An 18112-nucleotide genomic window follows, 5' to 3' on the forward strand; every position below is an offset into this window, starting at 1 on the left:
AGGAAGATCTATGGATCAAGCCGGTATCATTCGTGATCTGCTTAGCTGGCTGGAAAGCCATTTGGACCAACCCTTGTCGCTGGACAACGTGGCGGCAAAAGCGGGCTACTCTAAATGGCATCTGCAACGGATGTTCAAAGATATTACCGGTAACGCCATCGGCGCATATATCCGGGCAAGGAGACTGTCTAAAGCTGCGGTGGCGCTGCGTTTAACCAGCCGACCGATTTTGGATATCGCCTTGCAGTATCGCTTCGACTCGCAGCAGACCTTCACTCGCGCGTTTAAAAAACAGTTTGCGCAAACGCCGGCGTTGTATCGCCGTGCCGAAGACTGGAACGCGTTCGGCATCTGTCCGCCAATCCGCCTAGGTGCCTTCACCCTGCCTCAGCCTGAATTCGTCACATTGCCGGAACAGCACCTGATTGGCCTGACGCAAAGCTATTCTTGCACGCTGGAGCAAATCTCCAACTTCCGTACCGAGCTGCGTTCACAGTTCTGGCGCCAATATCTGGGCGAAGCCGAGACGCTGCCACCGGTACTCTACGGGTTGCACCATTCACGCCCGAGCCAGGAAAAAGACGACGAACAGGAAGTGCTGTACACCACGGCACTGGAGCCGCACCACGTGCCGGATAAAGTTCAGGAAGGCCAGCCGCTGGTGTTGCAGGGCGGTGAATATGCGATGTTCAGCTATGAAGGGCCGGCTTCCGGTTTGCAGGACTTTATCCTGACGCTGTATGGCACCTGCCTGCCGGCGCTCAAACTGACGCGCCGTAAAGGGCACGACATCGAGCGCTTTTACCCCAAGGGTGACCGTCGGCCACCCCAACCGCCGACCGAGATCAACTGCGACTACCTGATCCCGATCCGCCGTTAACGCTGCAGTTCGTCCAGCGCGGGCATGTCCAGATGCGTGACATCGCCCGCCGTTTCCACGATCCAGCCGGAAGCCAACCATGGGCTCTGTTGATGATCAACACGCGACAACGAACAGTTACGCAAACGCAGGCGGCGCTCGGCATAGGCCGGCAACCCGAGCACGGTGCTGATCAGGCAGCCCAGGGCAATACCGTGGCTGACAATCAGCGGTTTACTGCCTTCAGGCAACATCAGGCAACTTTCCAGCGAGGCACGCATCCGTTCGCCCAGCTCGTTCATGGATTCACCTTGAGGGATGCGGCCGTCAGCAGTGCCATCGACCATCTGTTTACGCCACTGCTCTTCCTGCGGCGTCAGGCTGTCGATCAGGCGTTCTTCCAGCACCCCCATATGCAGTTCACGCAAACGTGGATCGTTAATCACCTCGCAGCCGCAAGCTTCCGCGATGATTTGCGCAGTGCGACGGGTACGCCCCAGATCGCTGGTGATAACGTGCGTGATGCCCTCTTTGCTGACACGCCGGGCAACCAGATGCGCCTGATGTTCACCCTTGGCGGTTAACGGGCTGTCGGACTGGCCCTGGATACGGCGAGCCGCATTCCATTCCGTTTCGCCGTGGCGAACGAGGTATACCTGTAACATTTTGCTTTTCCGTTATACTGCGTGAAACCTGAGTTTATCTTCGTCAGAAGCGGCTTACGCAAGCCTCTGACGCAGTGAATAGGCTCTTAGCTTAAGGATGCCAAACCCGTTATGTATCATGTTGTCGCTGCAACTACCAACCCGGCAAAGATCAAGGCTATTCAGTTGGCCTTTGATGACACCTTTGGCGCGGGCCAATGTCGCATTGAATCTGTCGACGTCGCCAGCGGCGTCTCACTGCAACCGATAGGCAATCACGAGACCCGCACCGGCGCACGCCAGCGCGTAATGGAAGCCCGTCAGGTTCGCCCGGAGGCCGACTTTTGGGTCGGCGTGGAAGCAGGCATCGAAGAGAATATGACCTTCGCCTGGATGACGGTGGAAAGCCCGCATACTCGCGGCGAATCGCGCTCAGCCAGCCTGATGCTGCCGGAGATAATTTTACAGGGAATTCGCGCCGGCCGCGAATTGGGCACGGAGATGGCGGCCATCACCGGCAATGTCGACGTGAAGCGCCAGGGTGGCGCTATCGGCATCTTTACCGATGGGCGATTGAGCCGCACCAGCGTTTATCATCAGGCTCTGCTGCTGGCGCTGGTGCCATTTCACAATCCTGTCTACCAAAGCCACAACGGCACGCCGAATAAATAACCCATTCCGGGCGCGGCGCTACTGCGCATCGCCCAGCAACTGCTGCTCCAGCCACTGTTTCAACGCCGGCGTCGCCGCTTTCAGGCTGTTCGAACCGCGAGTGATGGTGGCAATTCCCGCCCCCAGTTCGTTCTTCAGTTCCCGTTGGCTCATCTCACCGCGCATCAGTTCCTGAATAATCCGTACCCGCGTGCCTAAGGCCGTGCGCTCATCCGGCGTCAGCAACAGTTGCATCAAGGGCTGGTGCAGCTCCTGAGCGAACGAATTTTGCAGCAGCGCGACAAAGCGCAGCCAATCCTCATTGCCTTGTTCTGAAAGAGCCGGATCGTTAAGCGATAATTGCGTCATGGCAAGCCACCATACTATTTAACTAGTACAGCAGCATACCATAGCGCCGTCAAAATCAATAACGTCTCTGCCATTCGGCATCGGTCAACACTTTGGCCGGGCGGTGCATCAAATAGCGGTAAAACGCGTCGTAAGCCAACACGTTCTTCACGTAAGAACGGGTCTCCGAGAACGGGATGCTTTCAACAAACGCCACCGCATCAACGCGCCCTTCGCTGTTCCCCAACCAGGTATTCACCCGCGATGGGCCGGCGTTATAAGCCGCCGACGACAGGATGCGGTTACGGCCAAACTGCTGGTAAACGTACTCCAGGTAGCTGGTACCGATAGTAATATTGGTTTTCGGATCAAGCAGCTGGCTCGGGCTTGAGTAGCCGGGAATATTGTACATTTGCACGGTATGTTGCGCGGTCCGCGGCATCACCTGCATCAGGCCGCTGGCCCCCACCGGTGACTGCGCTTTCGGGTTCCAGGCGCTTTCCTGACGGGCAATCGCCATGGCGTAGCTCGGCGTGATCCCCTTGTCATCGGTAGCGCTGCGGAACTCTTGCGACCAGGCCACCGGGAAGCGCTCCTCGAGGTGATCCCACAGCTTGCCGACGATGGTTGCCTGCACGCTGAGATCGGCCCAATTCTGCTCGAATGCGAAACGCGCCAGCGCTTCCTGTTCAGGCCGGCTGCGACTGGCAACGAACGAACTCCACTCGTTGCGCGCCAGGTTATCCATGTTCCAGTACATCAGTTCACGTACGCGGGCGATTTCCGGCCCGTCCACCAGCGAAGCGCGGGGTTTGGCCGCCACCGCCACCATAACCGGATAAGGCGTATTCAGTTTCTGCGCCGCCACCATCGGGTAGAAGCCACGTTCGTTCATCAGGCTGCGCAGGATCTCTTCACCCTCGCCGCGTTTGCCTTCGTCCAGCAAGATGCTCGCACGCCAGTAACGCCATTCGTCTTTATTGCGCGATTCTGCCGGCAGGCGCGCAAGCCAGGTCGCCACGCCCTGACGATCGCCGTTGCCCAGCGCCATGCGCACACGGCGTTCCAGCAGCGTCGGAGACTGGCTACGCAGGATCACCTTATCGCGCCACTGGGTCTGCTCGAAGGTCGCATCGCTGCCCATCAGGCGCCACGCCACCGCTTCTTCCAGCCCCAACCGCTCGCTGTCGCTCATTTTCTGCAGGCGGGCGATACTCGGGATCATCGCACGGGCGTTTTCCGCATCCTGACGAGCCAGCCGCTCGAAAGCGATGCCGGTCGCCGCCCGGGTAAAGTCAGTCGGGCCAACGCTGCGGGCGAAAGCCTCTACGGTGGCGGGATCGTTCTGCAGGCGCACCAGCGCGTCACCCATGGTCTGATATTCGGACGGCAACTGGCGGTAAAGGCTGTTAACCAGGCCGCTGTTGCCCTCTTTTAACGCCAGCTTCATGCGCGCCAGGGTATTCAGCGGCGTTTGCTTGCCGGCCCCCTGCCAGACGTTGAACAGTTTGTCGCAGGTGCCCGGCAGCGTTTTACCGCTCATCCAGAGATCGTCCGCGCCGCTCCAGGCCGCCTGCTGATCGCCGCTGGCCCATTTGGCGTAGTAATAATTACAGCGTGCGGCTATCGGTTTGGGGGCCTGCGGGCTGAAAGCCAGCAAAGTGCGCCAGTCCTCACGGCGCGCCAATTCATTGACAAAACGAGGCGCCAGCGACTTGGCGGGCGGCAGCGTCGGGTGCTGCTTGATAAAGTCATTCACCTCGGAGAAACCGGCCTGGCTGAGATCCTGCGTCAGTTCGCGGTATTCCAGATAAGGGTAAAGCGGGTAATCACGCAGCGTCGGCATCAGTTGCGCCACGACATCCATCTGATTGCTGTCCCACGCCTGCTTGATTTGCAGGTAACGCTGACGCTGTGCGTCGAGAGAGTCCGCCAGGGCAGCGCCCGAGAATGCCGTCAGGCACAACCCCACCGCCAACAGCCGCCATTTGTCTACCTTGACCATACTTACTCTTTCCTCGCTGGTTGTGTTGCCAGAACCCCTCCCCCTTGCCGCGTTACGCCAACGGTCAAGGCCCGGAGAAACCGGTTCTTCGAGTATTTCGCGCCCTGAAGTGGAATACACGCCAGGGCAAAAAGGTGTGCAGAGCGATAAGCTCAGGCATCTATCATAGACAGCGCAATCGCCTATCCATTCACTACTGTAGAAGAAGAAGTTTATCGTCATGGGGGGCGTCAGGTAAAAAACGTTTACCCTGGCTGACAAATTAACTACAGGCATGGCGCAAATCGCCGTACTGCCGACCCAATGCCGTTTTCTTTGCAGAAAACGCCTGGCCAACTCCCCGAGGCGTTTTATACTGTTAAAAAAAGATAGGATAAATCTGAGAAAACGGCACATAAAGCGCGCAACAGAGATATCTTATAATACAATCCGCGCCAATTATGGGTTAGATAGTGTTCATCACACAGTGCGATTAACAGTTCTTAGCATTACGATTATCCCCTCGGTCGGGTCAGGTTTCTCATTGTTGGATCACCGCTACCGTACTGCGGACGTTGGCAGGAATGGCAGATGAAGATGGCAAAAAATGCCGTGATGTTAGCAGCCAGCGCAAAAAGCTCACTCACGAGCTTCATTTGCGCACGTCTTGACGACGGCCGCCTGCTCCCCTTCATTCTGGTCCTGTTGCTGGCGTTTCCCGGGCTGGCTCGTCCCGAGACGGGCAGCCGCACCCATGCCGTCACCACCGTCGTGGTCGGCATTATCAGCTATGCCCGCTGGCCCAGCGAGCCCAACCCCATCCGTCTGTGCGTAACGGCGCCGACCCAATATGCCGAAGGCCTGTTCGACCCTATTTTGCTGAGCGCTCCCCGGCCGATCAAAACCGAGCGAGTGCCCTTTGACAGCCCTTTGCTGAACACCGGATGTGACGTGATTTATTTGGGTAATATCAACGCCGGACAGAAACAAAACTTTATACAGCGCATTCAGGGTCATTCCATTCTCAGTATCAGCGAGAACGACGGTGAATGCTCTGCCGGCAGCGCGTTTTGCCTGCAGATTGACGGTGACCAGGCCAGTTTCAAAGTAAATCTGGACGCTCTGGCGCGCAGCGGCGTACGCGTTCACCCTAACGTGCTGCAGCTGGCGCGCAAACAGGCGCCGCCGCTATGATATGGCTGCGCAAGAACCGTTCCGGGCATTCGCGGCCCACGCTGGGTCGGGTGCTGCAACGGGCAAATCTTGGGCTGGCGCTGATTGCCGTCGGCACCGCCGGGATATTCCTGACGTTGGTAGCGCTGTTCGCGCTGCGCGCTTACGCCAACCACAACCTGCATCTGATTGCGCGCTCCATCAGCTATACCGTCGAGGCCGCCGTGGTGTTTGGGGATCGCCCCTACATTCGAGAGGCGATGGTGCTGATCGCTTCCAAAGAAGAGGTGTCGGAAGCCAAAATTCTGGACAACGGCGGCAACGTGCTGGTCAGTTGGCATCGTCCCAAGGACGGTCCGCTGCACGGTCTGGAGCAGATTGTCGCTCGCTGGGCGCTGCCGGAACCGGTGGTCTTGCCGATCTCCCACGAAGGCAAACAGGTCGGCAAAGTCTGGCTAAGCGGCAACGGCGGCAGCCTGCTGCGTTTCCTGCTGCGGGGTATGCTGGGCATGATCGCCTGCCTGGTGCTCAGTACCCTGTGCGCACTGGTGCTTTCCCGCCGTATGCTGCTGGGCATTGTCAGTTCGCTGGATGATATCGCCAAGGTGGCCCATGTGGTGCGACGCGATCGCACCTTTGGGCTGCGAGTACCGTCGGCACCCATTGCCGAACTGCACGAACTGAGCAACGACTTCAACGGCCTGCTCGATGAGCTGGAGGCCTGGCAGGCACACCTGAAGCAGGAAAATGATTCACTGACCCACCGGGCGACCCATGACAGCTTGACCGGATTACCGAACCGCGCCTTTTTTGAAGGCCGGCTGAGCCGCGCGCTGGGCGATATCGAGCCGACAGAAAAACTTGCGGTGTTGTTTATCGACGGCGATCGCTTCAAGGAAGTGAATGACAGTTACGGTCACGCGGCCGGTGATGCGGTGCTGACCACCATTGCCGGGCGGATTCGCGCGCAACTGCGTGAAAGTGACCTGGTCGCGCGTTTAGGCGGCGATGAGTTCGCCGTGCTGTTGGCGCCGGTTCACAATACGGAAGATGTGCTGCAAATTGCCGACAACATTATCGACTGCATGACCCAACCGATAATTTTACCGAACGACGAGGCGGTGACGACCTCTCTGAGTATCGGTATTGCACTTTACCCTGAACATGCAGTAACGCCTCAGGGTCTTTTGCACGAAGCTGACGATGCGATGTATCAGGCAAAGCATCGTTATAACGGAGGCTGGCGGCTGGCAATACAGAAATAAAGCCCCAGCTATAAAATTAAAACCAGGGATTTGATTATGATACAGCAAACACTGAAAAACCGTTTCTCACTGCTGGCGATGATGTTTGTCGCCCTGCTCGCCCTTGCCGGGTGTCAGAGCAAACCTCAGGGCCTGACGCCCGAGCAGGTCGCGTTGTTGCAGTCTCAAGGGTTCAAACTGACGGATAACGGCTGGGAATTCGGCCTCTCCGACAAGGTGTTGTTTGGCAACAACATCGGCAAACTGAATCCGGAAAGCACCGAAACCGTCCAAAAAATGGGCCGTGCGCTGATGAGCGTAGGTATCACCAAGTTCCGTCTGGATGGTCATACGGACAACTACGGTGAAGACAGCTATAACGACCAGCTTTCGCTGCGCCGCGCCAACGCAGTGGCCGATTTGCTGGCCAGCGTAGGCATCCCGCGCGCCAATATCGAAACTCGCGGCATGGGCAAGCGCGATCCGGTCGCCGATAATCGCACCTCCAGCGGCCGCGCGGAAAACCGCCGCGTCGCAATCGTCGTCACACCTTAATCTGTCGAGATGCGCCTGTTAAAGGCGCATAAAGGGTTATACTTAGCGATCGCTGATGATGTCTGGGATCCGTGTTCGAAACGGGCTACACTCCGCAGCCAGACATCCTATAAAAACTGATATAGAGAGGCTTAGAGCAACGTGGCTCAATACGTCTATACCATGCATCGCGTCGGCAAAGTGGTTCCGCCGAAGCGTCACATCCTGAAAAATATCTCCCTGAGCTTCTTCCCTGGCGCCAAAATTGGCGTGCTGGGCTTGAACGGTTCCGGTAAATCCACCCTGCTGCGCATTATGGCCGGTATCGATACCGATATCGAAGGCGAAGCGCGCCCGCAACCGGGGATTAAAATCGGCTATCTGCCGCAGGAACCGCAACTCAACCTGGAACACACCGTTCGCGAATCGGTTGAAGAAGCGATGGCCGAAGTCGTCGGTGCCCTGAAACGCCTTGACGAAGTGTACGCGCTGTACGCTGAAGAAGGCGCCGACTTCGACAAGCTGGCCGCTGAACAGGGCCGCCTGGAAGAGATCATTCAGGCCCATGATGGTCACAACCTCAACACCCAATTGGAGCGCGCCGCCGATGCGCTGCGCCTGCCGGAATGGGACGCCAAAATCGCCAACCTTTCCGGTGGTGAGCGCCGCCGCGTAGCGCTGTGCCGCCTGCTGCTGGAAAAACCGGACATGCTGTTGCTGGACGAACCGACCAACCACCTGGACGCCGAGTCCGTGGCCTGGCTGGAACGCTTCCTGCACGACTTCGAAGGCACCGTGGTGGCGATCACCCACGACCGTTACTTCCTTGATAACGTGGCCGGCTGGATCCTCGAGCTGGACCGTGGCGAAGGCATTCCGTGGGAAGGCAACTACTCTTCCTGGTTGGAACAGAAAGACGCGCGTCTGGCGCAGGAAGCCTCAACCGAAGCCGCTCGCCGCAAGTCGATCGAGAAAGAGCTGGAGTGGGTACGCCAGGGTGCCAAGGGCCGTCAGTCTAAAGGCAAGGCCCGTCTGGCCCGCTTTGAAGAACTCAACAGCACCGAATACCAGAAACGTAACGAAACCAACGAACTGTTTATTCCACCTGGCGCACGCCTGGGCGATAAAGTGGTTGAAGTCAGCAACCTGCGTAAATCCTACGGCGACCGCCTGCTGATTGACGATCTGTCATTCGCCGTGCCCAAGGGCGCGATTGTCGGCATTATCGGCCCGAACGGCGCGGGTAAATCCACGCTGTTCCGCATGATGTCCGGTCAGGAACAGCCTGATTCCGGCAGCATCGCGCTGGGCGATACCGTCAAACTGGCTTCTGTCGATCAGTTCCGCGACAGCATGGACAACGCCAAAACCGTGTGGGAAGAAGTGTCCGGCGGTCAGGACATCATGCGCGTGGGCAACACCGAAATGCCAAGCCGTGCCTACGTCGGCCGCTTCAACTTCAAGGGCGTCGATCAGGGCAAACGCGTGGGCGAACTGTCCGGTGGTGAGCGTGGCCGTCTGCATCTGGCCAAGCTGCTGCAGGTTGGCGGCAACGTGCTGCTGCTCGATGAACCGACCAACGACCTGGATATCGAAACCCTGCGCGCGCTGGAAAACGCCCTGCTGGAATTCCCTGGCTGCGCCATGGTGATCTCGCATGACCGCTGGTTCCTTGACCGTATTGCCACCCACATTCTGGACTATCAGGATGAAGGCAAGGTGGAGTTCTTCGAAGGTAACTTTACCGAATACGAAGAGTACAAAAAGCGTACTCTGGGTGCCGATGCACTGGAACCTCGTCGTATCAAGTATAAGAAAGTCACCAAGTAACATCAGGTTGGCTATCTATGCTCTCAAGCCCGCATCTTGCGGGCTTTTTATTATCCCCAATCCAGTGCCTGTGCATAGTCCACAAATACCGGATGCTGCAACACCACATCGATAAAACAGGCCAGCGCCGGTGAGTTAAGCTTGCGGCTGGGGTAAACCAAATACAGTTCATTCCCTTCCGCCCGCCATTCCGGCAGGACCTCCACCAGCTGTTTCTGCGCCACCACCTCGCGGCTGAGAAAGGCCGGCAGCAGAGTGATACCGGCACCGGAAATCGCGCATTCACGCGCGTACAACAGATTGTCAGTGATATGCAGCATCGGCAGTTGCCAGCGGTAATACTCGTCACCGCGGCGCAGGCTCCAGGCCGTCCAGGCGCGGTGCGCAATGCAGCGGTGCTGCTGCAACTGCTGGGGATGCAGGAGCGGCGGGAACTGCGCCAGATAGGCCGGCGCCGCCAGCAGATAACGCGGGGCATGCCCCAGGCGGCGGCCAATCAGCGAGGAGTCCTGCGGTTTACCGGTGCGGAACGCGGCGTCATAGCCCTCTTGTACCAGATCCACCATCGCATCAGACACCGAAACCTCCAGCGTAACGTCCGGGTACTGGCGCTGAAAATCCGCCGCCAGCCGCGCCACCAGCGTCGCCCCCAGCCCGGCGGGCGTCGAGATGCGCAACCGGCCGCTGGGGTTGTCACGCAGCCGCTGCAGCGCCAGATCGGCCCGTTCGGCGGCGGACAACATCTCCTGACAGTGCACCAGATAGCGTTCGCCGGCGAAGGTCAGATTGAGCTGACGGGTGGTGCGGTTGAGCAGCCGCAAACCCAGCGTTTGTTCCAGTTGGCTGATGCGCTGGCTGACGCTGGATTTAGGCAAACCGGCGCGGTTGGCGGCGGCGGTAAAGCTGCCGCACTCGGCCACCAGCGCGAACAACGCCATATCCTGCAGCTGTTTAAACATCATTGTTCACCTCAAACGAACACTTAGTTAGCTATTGTCCATCTTATCACTCTCCTCTGAGAGGTCTACACTGAGGGTATTCATTCTAAAGGAGCACAATCATGCCAATTAAAGCCATTGCCGTAGACCCGAAAAACCCCGCCGGTTTCATTGAAATCAGCCCGGAAAAACCGGCCCCAGGCCAATACGATCTGCTGGTGGAGGTCAAAGCGGCGTCGGTCAATCCGGTGGATACCAAAGTCCACGCCGGTCTGCAAAAAAGCGGCCTGCAACAGCCGCGCATCCTCGGCTGGGACGCCAGCGGCGTGGTGCTTGAGGTGGGCAGCGGCGTCAAAGGTTTCAAAGCCGGTGATGAAGTCTGGTACGCCGGTGATATCACTCGGCCGGGCAGCAACAGCACTCAGCAGTTGATTGATTCGCGCATCGTGTCACATAAGCCGAGCAGCCTGAACTGGGCGGAATCCGCCGCCATGCCGTTGACCGCGCTGACAGCCTGGGAAGCGCTGTTCGAGCACCTGAAAATCCAGGACGCGGCGGAAGGGAAAACCCTGCTGATTATCGGCGGTGCCGGTGGCGTGGGTTCGCTGGCGATCCCGTTCGCCGCCCAGTTGAGCAAGGTGAAGGTGATTGCCACCGCTTCGCGCCCCGAGTCGGCAGCCTGGTGCCGGGAGCGCGGCGCCGATCTGGTGGTGGATTACCGCGATCTTAAAGGGAATCTGGCGCAGCAGGGCATTGAAAACGTGGATTATATTCTTTGCCTGAACGATACCGATGGCCACTGGAAAGCGATCTCGGATCTGATTGCGCCGCTGGGCCACATCTGCACCATCGTGGAAAACCAGCAGCCGCTCGATCAAAACGCGTTGAAGCTGAAAAGCGCCGCACTGCATTGGGAATTGATGTTTACCCGCAGCATGTTCACCACGCCGGACATCGCTCAGCAGGGTGAAATCCTGGGGCAGGTAGCGCAGTTGCTGGACGAAGGAAAGTTGAGCACCACACTGAGCGAAACGCTGCAGGGGCTGACGGTCGAGACCCTGACCGCCGCACATAAAAAGCTGCTCGACGGGCATATGCAGGGCAAACTGGTGATTGTTTACTGAGGCAAGAGAGGCGCAGCACGCTGCGCCTCCGGCTTATTCCGTCGTGGCGCCCACCAGTCGGCTGGCATCGGCTGCCAACAACTGTTTTACCAGTTCGACGCAGCGCAGGAAGCGCTCCTCATAGTCGCTGGACTCCACGTGCGCATACTCGATATTGTTGGCACGCAGCATCTCTTCCAGCAGGTGCTGGAATACCTTGCGATCGGTCGGCGCACCGAGGCTGCGCAGGCCATCCGCCACCCACGGGGTGTTATTTTCCAGCAGGATCACCAGATCAAACCGGTACTCGTCGATCAGCGCCTGCACGAAGGGGTGTTCGCGCCCTTCGTACTTTTTGCAGAACGCCTGGGTAGTGACGAAATCGGTATCGATAAACGCCACTTTGTTGGCGTATTTCACTGCAAAGTCAACGTACTGCGCCTGCCCCAAAGCAATCTTGTCGTAGTCGGAATACTGCAATGCCATCTCATCGCCGCCCAGGTGCGAGAACACATAGTCGCGGCCGTATTCCCAGGCGCTGGTGGTGTTAAAAATGTTCGCCAACTTGTTCACCAGCGTCGATTTGCCGCTCGACTCACCGCCGAGGATCGCCACGGTGCGTACAAAGAACGGCTTCACTTCGGTCGGAATGTAATCCCAATAGCGGAAAGGATCCTGACGGATTTGGCGGCCGCTGATATTCATGAATGAGCGTTCGGGATCGATCAGAATGGTTTCCGTCGCCAGGTGTTCGCGATAACGCGGGGCGTCCTGCGTTTCGCTGGAATAGATAAAACTCGGCACGATGCCCTTCTGTTCCATGAAGGCTTTCATCCCGTCGCTCCAAACGTTCCAGCCGTGCGGATAGGGTTCGATGCCCTGCTCGTCGAACGAATGAATATGAATGTTTTTCTGGTATTTGAAGGTTTGCAGAAGCCAGCGCAGACGGTCGCTGACCGTGGGCTGTTGCGACATCGAACTGTTCTCGAACAGTTCCCGGTCACGCGGTTCGTCGTGACACAAAATCACGTGCAGCTCATCCACCTGGCTACAGGCGCGCTGGATCAGGTAAATGTGGCCGGTGTGCAGTGGGTAAAATTTACCAAACACCACACCGACTTTTTTCTCGCGGCGCGGGAACTCCAGGCCAAGAAAACGGTGTAACGCTTCGAGTTTCTGGGCGCTCGGGCTTTTGATTTTGTCGTTCAACAGCTGGCTAAGGTAGCCTTTGGTCATGCCGCTGGCATCCGCCACCTGCTGCAGGGTACAGTTCTTCTGCTTAATAGATGCTTTCAGGTAATCGAATTGCCGCATAGCCCCTCCGTTTAATATGCTAAACAAAATAGCATATTCTGCGCATCACATGGCAATTAATAGAATTGTTCCAGCACATCCAGGGCGTCCGCCAGTTTCTTCACGCCGAACACCTGCATATTCGCCGGCGGTTTTTTCGGTACGTTGGCGTGCGGCACGATAGCGCGCTTGAAGCCGTGCTTCGCCGCCTCGGAAATGCGCTCCTGCCCACTCGGCACCGGACGGATCTCCCCCGCCAACCCCACTTCACCGAACACCACCAGATCGTTCGGCAGCGGGCGATCGCGCAGGCTCGACACCAGCGACATCAGCAACGCCAGATCGGCGCTGGTTTCGCTGACTTTCACCCCGCCGACCACGTTCACAAACACATCCTGATCCGACATCTGCAACCCGCCGTGGCGGTGCAGCACCGCCAACAGGATCGCCAGCCGGTTCTGCTCCAGGCCGACCGCGACCCGGCGCGGATTAGACATCATCGAATGATCCACCAACGCCTGGATCTCAACCAGCAGCGGCCGGGTTCCTTCCCAAACCACCATCACCGAACTGCCGGAGGTGACTTCATCGCCACGGCTGAGAAAGATGGCGGACGGGTTGCTGACTTCTCGCAGGCCCTGCTCGGTCATGGCGAACACGCCCAGCTCGTTCACCGCACCGAAGCGGTTTTTGTGGCTGCGCAGCGTACGAAAACGCGAATCGGCATCGCCGTCCAGCAGTACCGAACAGTCGATACAGTGTTCCAGCACCTTCGGCCCGGCCAGCGAGCCGTCTTTGGTGACGTGGCCGACCATGACAATCGCCACGCCGCGCGTTTTGGCGAAGCGCGTCAGGTAGGCGGCGGTTTCCCGCACCTGCGCCACACTGCCCGGCGAAGACTGGATATCCGCCATGTGCATCACCTGGATCGAGTCGATCACCATCAGCTTCGGCTGCTCTTGTTCGGCGATCAGGCAAATCTGCTCGATACTGGTTTCCGACAGCATGTTCAGGTTGCCGGTCGGCAACCCGAGGCGGTGAGCGCGCATCGCCACCTGTTGCAGCGATTCCTCGCCGGTGACGTACAGGGTTTTCATCTGCTCGGACAGCTTGCACAACACCTGCAACAGCAGAGTACTTTTACCGGCGCCGGGGTTGCCGCCGATCAGGATCGCGCTGCCCGGCACCACGCCGCCGCCCAGTACGCGGTCAAACTCAAGAAAGCCGGTAGAAAAACGCGGCAACTCGTCCAGGCTGATGTCCGACAGTTTTTGCACTTTGCTGATGCCGGCATCGCCGGCATAGCCGCTTAAACGCTCGGAGCGAGAAGAAGAGGACACCGCAGCCAGACGAACTTCTGTAATGCTGTTCCAGGCGTGACAAGCGCTGCACTGTCCCTGCCAGCGCGGATAATCTGCGCCGCACTCATTACATACAAACGCCCGTTTTGCTGCTTTTGCCACGTATTACCTCTTAGTCGATATATTTAGCGAACTTCGTGTTTCAGGCTGCCGGTCAGTACGCACAGCACGCCCATCAGGTCCGCATGGCGAATGGACACCTGCGCCTTGTCATACACTTTCGGTTTGGCATGGTAGGCAATACCCAGCCCGGCCACCTGTATCATTTTCAAATCGTTGGCACCGTCGCCGATAGCCACGGTCTGCTGCGGCGGGATGCCCAGCTTTTCCGCCAGCGCGACCAGCGTATCGGCCTTGAACTGTGCGTCAACCACCGGCCCCAGCACTTCGCCGGTCAGCTTGCCATCGCGGATCCCCAGCTCGTTGGCCGCCACCGCCACCAGCTTCAGTTTGTCGCGCAGGTACTCGGCATAGTATGTGAAGCCGCCGGAAGCGATCGCCACATGCCAGTCCATCGCCTGCAGCTTGCGCACCAGGTTGATCAACCCGGGCATCAGCGGCAGTTCATCGCGTACCTGTTTGAGGATATTGGCATCGGCGCCTTTCAGCTTGCCAACGCGCTGACGCAGGCTGGCGGTAAAATCCAGCTCGCCGCGCATTGCGCGTTCGGTCACTTCCGCCACCTCATCACCCACACCCGCCAGCTTGGCGATTTCGTCGATGCATTCAATCTCGATCGCGGTGGAGTCCATGTCCATCACCAGCAGCCCAGGGGTGCGTAAATGAGGGATCTTGCCGAGTGGCGCTACGTCCAGCCCGCTCTCCGCCGCCAGTATTTTGGCGCGCGCCGTGAGGGTGCCCGCCAGACGCACGACCTGATAATCCTCTACGCACCAGGCGGTGACGATCACCATCGCCGCGCCCAGCTTGCGCTGGAAATGAGTAATGCGCGTTTTATCCAGTTCCCTGCCATATAATAGCCAACCGGTATGGCCCGCCCGATAGTCCAGCGGCATCACTTCGTCGCCGCTCAGCGAAAGGGGAAGACCCGGCCATTGAGAGATCTCTGCCGGGAGATCGCAATAGGTCAGACTATTCGACATCATTAACTCCTGAAAAAACGCTGCATGATAAAACGACGCATCAAGCTATCCTATCGCCATTGGTTCTGGCAACATAAAGTGTCCAAGATGCCCAAGGAACCTGAATGGCTCGCGCTAAACTGAAATTCCGCCTGCACCGCACCGCTATTATCCTGATTTGCCTGGCTTTGCTGGTGCTATTGATGCAGGGCGCGTCCTATTTTAGCCTGAGTCACCAGTTGGCGCGATCCGAACAGGTGGAAGAACTGGCGCAAACGCTGACCAAACAGGTGGCCTCCAGCCTGGCGCCTTTGCTCGATGACGACAGCGACGTCGACAACCAGCGCGTAGACGCCATCCTCAAACAGCTTACCGACCACAGCCGCATTCTGGACGCCAGCGTCTATCAGTTGGACGGCACGCTGGTTTCCCACGCCGGTGAACAGATCAGTATACGCGATCGCCTGTCACTTGACGGCAAACGTGCCGGCAGCTATTTCAATCACCAGTTGGTGGAATCCATTCAGGGTAAAGACGGCCCGATAGGCTTTATCCGCATTACGCTGGACACCCACGTGCTGGCGACCGAATCCAAACAGGTGGATAACACCACCAACCTGCTGCGTCTGATGATCCTGCTGGCGCTGGCCATCGGCATTATTCTGGCGCGTACTCTGCTGCAACATCGCCGCAGCCGCTGGCAGCAATCGCCGTATCTGCTGACCGCCAATACGCCGCTGGAAGAAGGTAATACGGTGGAAGACGACGATGACGACAAGCCACAGGATAAAGAAGAAACGAAACGCCCTTAAGCCAGGCGCATAACTTGCTCGCCATTATTCATGTGTGAATAGATCGGTGAATAGATTACTGGTGCCAACTACCTGTACGGTAAAGCATTCGAAGAGAATCCTTGCGGAGGATGAATAGATTGGCACAGGGGCGCAACAGGATGCTGCGCCCGCAGTATTGTTACTCTTTGTCGCCCAACAGCACGGATTCCAGCGCGATAACGATCATCTCGTTAAAGGTGGTTTGGCGCTCTGCGGCGGTGGTGGCTTCGTGACGCAGAATGTGGTCGGAAACGGTACAGATGGTCAGCGCCTTACAACCGAACTCTTCATACAGCTCAGCCGCCACGCCGTAGATGCCGGCCGCTTCCATTTCTACACCCAGGATGCCGTACTTCTTCATCACCTGGAACATGTCCGGATCCGGCGTATAGAACAGATCAGCGGAGAAGATGTTGCCCACGCGCGCCGGGATACCTTGCGCCGCCGCAGCGTCTACCGCGTTACGCACCATGTCAAAGTCGGCAATCGCCGCATAGTCATGATCTTTAAAACGCATGCGGTTCACTTTGGAATCGGTGCAGGCGCCCATGCCGATCACTACGTCGCGCAGTTTGATATCGTCGCGCACTGCGCCGCAAGAACCCACGCGGATGATTTTCTTCACGCCGAACTCGGCAATCAGTTCACGCGCGTAAATGGAGCAGGACGGGATACCCATACCGTGGCCCATTACGGAGATTTTGCGGCCTTTATAGGTCCCGGTGAAGCCCAGCATGCCACGCACGTTGTTCACTTCCACCGCGTTTTCCAGGAAGGTTTCCGCGATGTATTTTGCACGCAGCGGATCGCCCGGCATCAGTACTACGTCAGCGAAATCACCCATTTCAGCATTAATATGCGGCGTAGCCATAATTCTCTTCCTTCAAATCGTATTAAATAAAAACGTTAAACGTATAAGCCTTTGGATGTCGAGTCGCAGCCAACAAGACTGCGGCTCGAAAGACAAGGCTTAGAACATGGACTTACCGTAATCCATCGGTGACAGGCCAAAGTAACTGGCAACGGTCTGGCCGATGTCGGCAAAGGTTTCACGGTGGCCCAGCGAGCCCGGTTTCACTTTCGGGCCGTAAACCAATACCGGAATGTGCTCACGGGTGTGGTCGGTGCCCGGCCAGGTCGGGTCGCAGCCGTGGTCGGCGGTGAAGATAATGATGTCTTCGTCTTTCACCAATTTCAGCAGCTCCGGCAGGCGGCGGTCGAACAGCTCCAGCGCGGCGGCATAACCCGCCACGTCGCGGCGGTGGCCGTAAGAGGAGTCAAAATCAACAAAGTTGGTGAACACGATGGTGTTGTCACCGGCTTTTTCCATTTCGATCAGGGTCGCGTCAAACAGTGCGTCGATGCCGGTGGCTTTCACCTTTTTGGTGATGCCGACGTTAGCGTAGATATCGGCGATTTTACCGATCGACACCACTTCGCCGCCCTTCTCGTCCACCAGTTTTTTCAGCACGGTAGGTGCCGGCGGCTCTACCGCCAAATCGTGACGGTTGCCGGTACGCTGGAACTCACCCGGCTTGTTGCCGAGGAACGGGCGCGCGATCACGCGGCCGATGTTGTAACCGCCTTCGGTCAATTCTTCACGGGCGATTTCACACAGCTCATACAGACGCTCCAGGCCGAAGGTCTCTTCGTGACAGGCAATCTGGAACACCGAGTCGGCAGAGGTATAGAAAATCGGCTTGCCGGTTTTCATGTGCTCTTCGCCGAGTTGATCGAGGATCACGGTGCCGGAGGAGTGACAGTTACCGAGGTAACCCGGCAGATTGGCGCGCTCGACCAGCTTGTCCAGCAGTTCCTGCGGGAAGCTGTTGTGTTCGTCGCTGAAATAACCCCAATCGAACAAGACCGGCACGCCGGCGATTTCCCAGTGGCCTGACGGCGTATCTTTACCGGAAGACAGTTCGCTCGCATGCGCGTAGGCACCGATAATATCCGCATTGCTGTCCAGCCCCTGCGGGAAGGTGCCGGTGGATTCTTCCGCCGCTTTCCCCAGACCCAGACGGCTCAGGTTAGGCAGGGTCAGCGGGCCCTGACGGCCAACGTTGGCTTCACCGCGCGCGCAAACCTCGGCAATGTGGCCCAGAGTATCGGAACCCTTGTCGCCAAAACGCTCGGCGTCTTCGCTTGCGCCAATGCCGAATGAGTCTAGAACCATAATAAATGTGCGTTTCATCTGTGCTCTCCTGCGTGTTCTCACGCTGTGGGCGACAGCGA

17 protein-coding genes are annotated in these 18112 nt (G+C 58.0%); 8 read left to right on the forward strand and 9 right to left on the reverse strand.

Annotation, left to right across the window (positions count from 1 at the left end; translation table 11 throughout):
- Positions 1–10 precede the first annotated feature (10 nt).
- The gene (robA, locus tag ACUTSW_RS15670; protein WP_004949984.1) at positions 11–880 is read left to right on the forward strand and encodes an MDR efflux pump AcrAB transcriptional activator RobA; all 870 of its coding nucleotides are present in this window, start codon (positions 11–13) and stop codon (positions 878–880) included.
- Here robA and gpmB read toward each other — a convergent pair.
- Complete coding sequence (gene gpmB / locus ACUTSW_RS15675; protein ID WP_013811434.1) at positions 877–1524, reverse strand: 2,3-diphosphoglycerate-dependent phosphoglycerate mutase GpmB; 648 nt, start codon at positions 1522–1524, stop codon at positions 877–879. The genes robA and gpmB overlap by 4 nt on opposite strands.
- Before the next feature lie 111 nt (positions 1525–1635).
- Between gpmB and yjjX the strand changes: the two genes are divergently transcribed.
- Complete coding sequence (gene yjjX, locus ACUTSW_RS15680) at positions 1636–2175, forward strand: inosine/xanthosine triphosphatase (RefSeq protein WP_004949980.1); 540 nt, start codon at positions 1636–1638, stop codon at positions 2173–2175.
- A gap of 18 nt (positions 2176–2193) precedes the next feature.
- On the opposite strand, the gene trpR is transcribed toward yjjX, so the two are convergent.
- Both trpR and sltY read right to left on the reverse strand, forming a co-directional pair.
- On the reverse strand, positions 2194–2523 hold the full coding sequence (gene trpR, locus ACUTSW_RS15685; protein ID WP_004949979.1) for a trp operon repressor: 330 nt from the start codon (positions 2521–2523) through the stop codon (positions 2194–2196).
- Positions 2524–2578: 55 nt separating this feature from the next.
- Entirely contained in the window at positions 2579–4507 is a 1929-nt protein-coding gene (gene sltY / locus ACUTSW_RS15690) for a murein transglycosylase (RefSeq protein ID WP_445584815.1), read from the reverse strand.
- Between the two features lie 570 nt (positions 4508–5077).
- Between sltY and ACUTSW_RS15695 the strand changes: the two genes are divergently transcribed.
- From ACUTSW_RS15695 to ettA, 4 genes are all read left to right on the forward strand, one after another.
- Complete coding sequence (locus tag ACUTSW_RS15695) at positions 5078–5680, forward strand: YfiR family protein (protein WP_445584816.1); 603 nt, start codon at positions 5078–5080, stop codon at positions 5678–5680.
- Positions 5677–6924 carry a diguanylate cyclase domain-containing protein gene (locus tag ACUTSW_RS15700; protein ID WP_445584817.1) on the forward strand — a complete coding sequence of 416 codons (1248 nt, stop codon included), beginning with the start codon at positions 5677–5679 and terminating at the stop codon, positions 6922–6924. The genes ACUTSW_RS15695 and ACUTSW_RS15700 overlap by 4 nt, the downstream gene beginning before the upstream one ends.
- 36 nt (positions 6925–6960) lie before the next feature.
- Positions 6961–7458 carry an OmpA family protein gene (locus ACUTSW_RS15705; protein WP_004949970.1) on the forward strand — a complete coding sequence of 166 codons (498 nt, stop codon included), beginning with the start codon at positions 6961–6963 and terminating at the stop codon, positions 7456–7458.
- 141 nt (positions 7459–7599) lie between these two features.
- Positions 7600–9267, forward strand: a complete 1668-nt coding sequence (gene ettA, locus ACUTSW_RS15710; RefSeq protein ID WP_004949967.1) for an energy-dependent translational throttle protein EttA — start codon at positions 7600–7602, stop codon at positions 9265–9267.
- Between the two features lie 50 nt (positions 9268–9317).
- On the opposite strand, the gene ACUTSW_RS15715 is transcribed toward ettA, so the two are convergent.
- Positions 9318–10229, reverse strand: a complete 912-nt coding sequence (locus ACUTSW_RS15715; RefSeq protein ID WP_062869585.1) for a LysR family transcriptional regulator — start codon at positions 10227–10229, stop codon at positions 9318–9320.
- A gap of 98 nt (positions 10230–10327) precedes the next feature.
- Here ACUTSW_RS15715 and ACUTSW_RS15720 point away from each other — a divergent pair, with 98 nt between their 5' ends.
- Positions 10328–11329: a zinc-binding alcohol dehydrogenase family protein gene (locus tag ACUTSW_RS15720; protein WP_445584818.1), complete on the forward strand. Its 1002-nt coding sequence runs from the start codon at positions 10328–10330 to the stop codon at positions 11327–11329.
- A gap of 33 nt (positions 11330–11362) precedes the next feature.
- Here ACUTSW_RS15720 and nadR read toward each other — a convergent pair whose 3' ends face one another.
- The 3 genes from nadR to serB are packed head-to-tail and all read right to left on the reverse strand — an operon-like array spanning position 11363 to position 15065.
- A complete protein-coding gene (gene nadR, locus ACUTSW_RS15725; protein ID WP_445584819.1) occupies positions 11363–12622 on the reverse strand; it encodes a multifunctional transcriptional regulator/nicotinamide-nucleotide adenylyltransferase/ribosylnicotinamide kinase NadR in 1260 nt (419 codons plus the stop codon).
- A 56-nt stretch (positions 12623–12678) separates the two neighbouring features.
- Complete coding sequence (gene radA, locus ACUTSW_RS15730; protein ID WP_004949941.1) at positions 12679–14064, reverse strand: DNA repair protein RadA; 1386 nt, start codon at positions 14062–14064, stop codon at positions 12679–12681.
- A gap of 23 nt (positions 14065–14087) precedes the next feature.
- Entirely contained in the window at positions 14088–15065 is a 978-nt protein-coding gene (gene serB, locus ACUTSW_RS15735) for a phosphoserine phosphatase (RefSeq protein WP_013811426.1), read from the reverse strand.
- A gap of 104 nt (positions 15066–15169) precedes the next feature.
- Between serB and ACUTSW_RS15740 the strand changes: the two genes are divergently transcribed.
- Positions 15170–15856: a YtjB family periplasmic protein gene (locus tag ACUTSW_RS15740; protein WP_062869583.1), complete on the forward strand. Its 687-nt coding sequence runs from the start codon at positions 15170–15172 to the stop codon at positions 15854–15856.
- Between the two features lie 160 nt (positions 15857–16016).
- Here the strand turns inward: ACUTSW_RS15740 and deoD are convergent, their stop codons facing one another.
- Positions 16017–16748, reverse strand: a complete 732-nt coding sequence (deoD, locus tag ACUTSW_RS15745; protein WP_062869582.1) for a purine-nucleoside phosphorylase — start codon at positions 16746–16748, stop codon at positions 16017–16019.
- Positions 16749–16847: 99 nt separating this feature from the next.
- Positions 16848–18071, reverse strand: coding sequence for a phosphopentomutase (gene deoB, locus ACUTSW_RS15750; protein WP_445584820.1), 1224 nt, complete (start codon positions 18069–18071; stop codon positions 16848–16850).
- Positions 18072–18112: the final 41 nt, after the last annotated feature.

It is taken from the genome of Serratia sp. TSA_198.1, from assembly GCF_052686505.1.

Coding starts and splice junctions, on each gene's coding strand:
- robA (WP_004949984.1), top strand. CDS start 11: ATGGATCAAGCCGGTATCATTCGTGATCTGCTTAGCTGGCTGGAAAGC.
- gpmB (WP_013811434.1), bottom strand. CDS start 1,524: ATGTTACAGGTATACCTCGTTCGCCACGGCGAAACGGAATGGAATGCG.
- yjjX (WP_004949980.1), top strand. CDS start 1,636: ATGTATCATGTTGTCGCTGCAACTACCAACCCGGCAAAGATCAAGGCT.
- trpR (WP_004949979.1), bottom strand. CDS start 2,523: ATGACGCAATTATCGCTTAACGATCCGGCTCTTTCAGAACAAGGCAAT.
- sltY (WP_445584815.1), bottom strand. CDS start 4,507: ATGGTCAAGGTAGACAAATGGCGGCTGTTGGCGGTGGGGTTGTGCCTG.
- ACUTSW_RS15695 (WP_445584816.1), top strand. CDS start 5,078: ATGAAGATGGCAAAAAATGCCGTGATGTTAGCAGCCAGCGCAAAAAGC.
- ACUTSW_RS15700 (WP_445584817.1), top strand. CDS start 5,677: ATGATATGGCTGCGCAAGAACCGTTCCGGGCATTCGCGGCCCACGCTG.
- ACUTSW_RS15705 (WP_004949970.1), top strand. CDS start 6,961: ATGATACAGCAAACACTGAAAAACCGTTTCTCACTGCTGGCGATGATG.
- ACUTSW_RS15715 (WP_062869585.1), bottom strand. CDS start 10,229: ATGATGTTTAAACAGCTGCAGGATATGGCGTTGTTCGCGCTGGTGGCC.
- ACUTSW_RS15720 (WP_445584818.1), top strand. CDS start 10,328: ATGCCAATTAAAGCCATTGCCGTAGACCCGAAAAACCCCGCCGGTTTC.
- nadR (WP_445584819.1), bottom strand. CDS start 12,622: ATGCGGCAATTCGATTACCTGAAAGCATCTATTAAGCAGAAGAACTGT.
- serB (WP_013811426.1), bottom strand. CDS start 15,065: ATGTCGAATAGTCTGACCTATTGCGATCTCCCGGCAGAGATCTCTCAA.
- ACUTSW_RS15740 (WP_062869583.1), top strand. CDS start 15,170: ATGGCTCGCGCTAAACTGAAATTCCGCCTGCACCGCACCGCTATTATC.
- deoD (WP_062869582.1), bottom strand. CDS start 16,748: ATGGCTACGCCGCATATTAATGCTGAAATGGGTGATTTCGCTGACGTA.
- deoB (WP_445584820.1), bottom strand. CDS start 18,071: ATGAAACGCACATTTATTATGGTTCTAGACTCATTCGGCATTGGCGCA.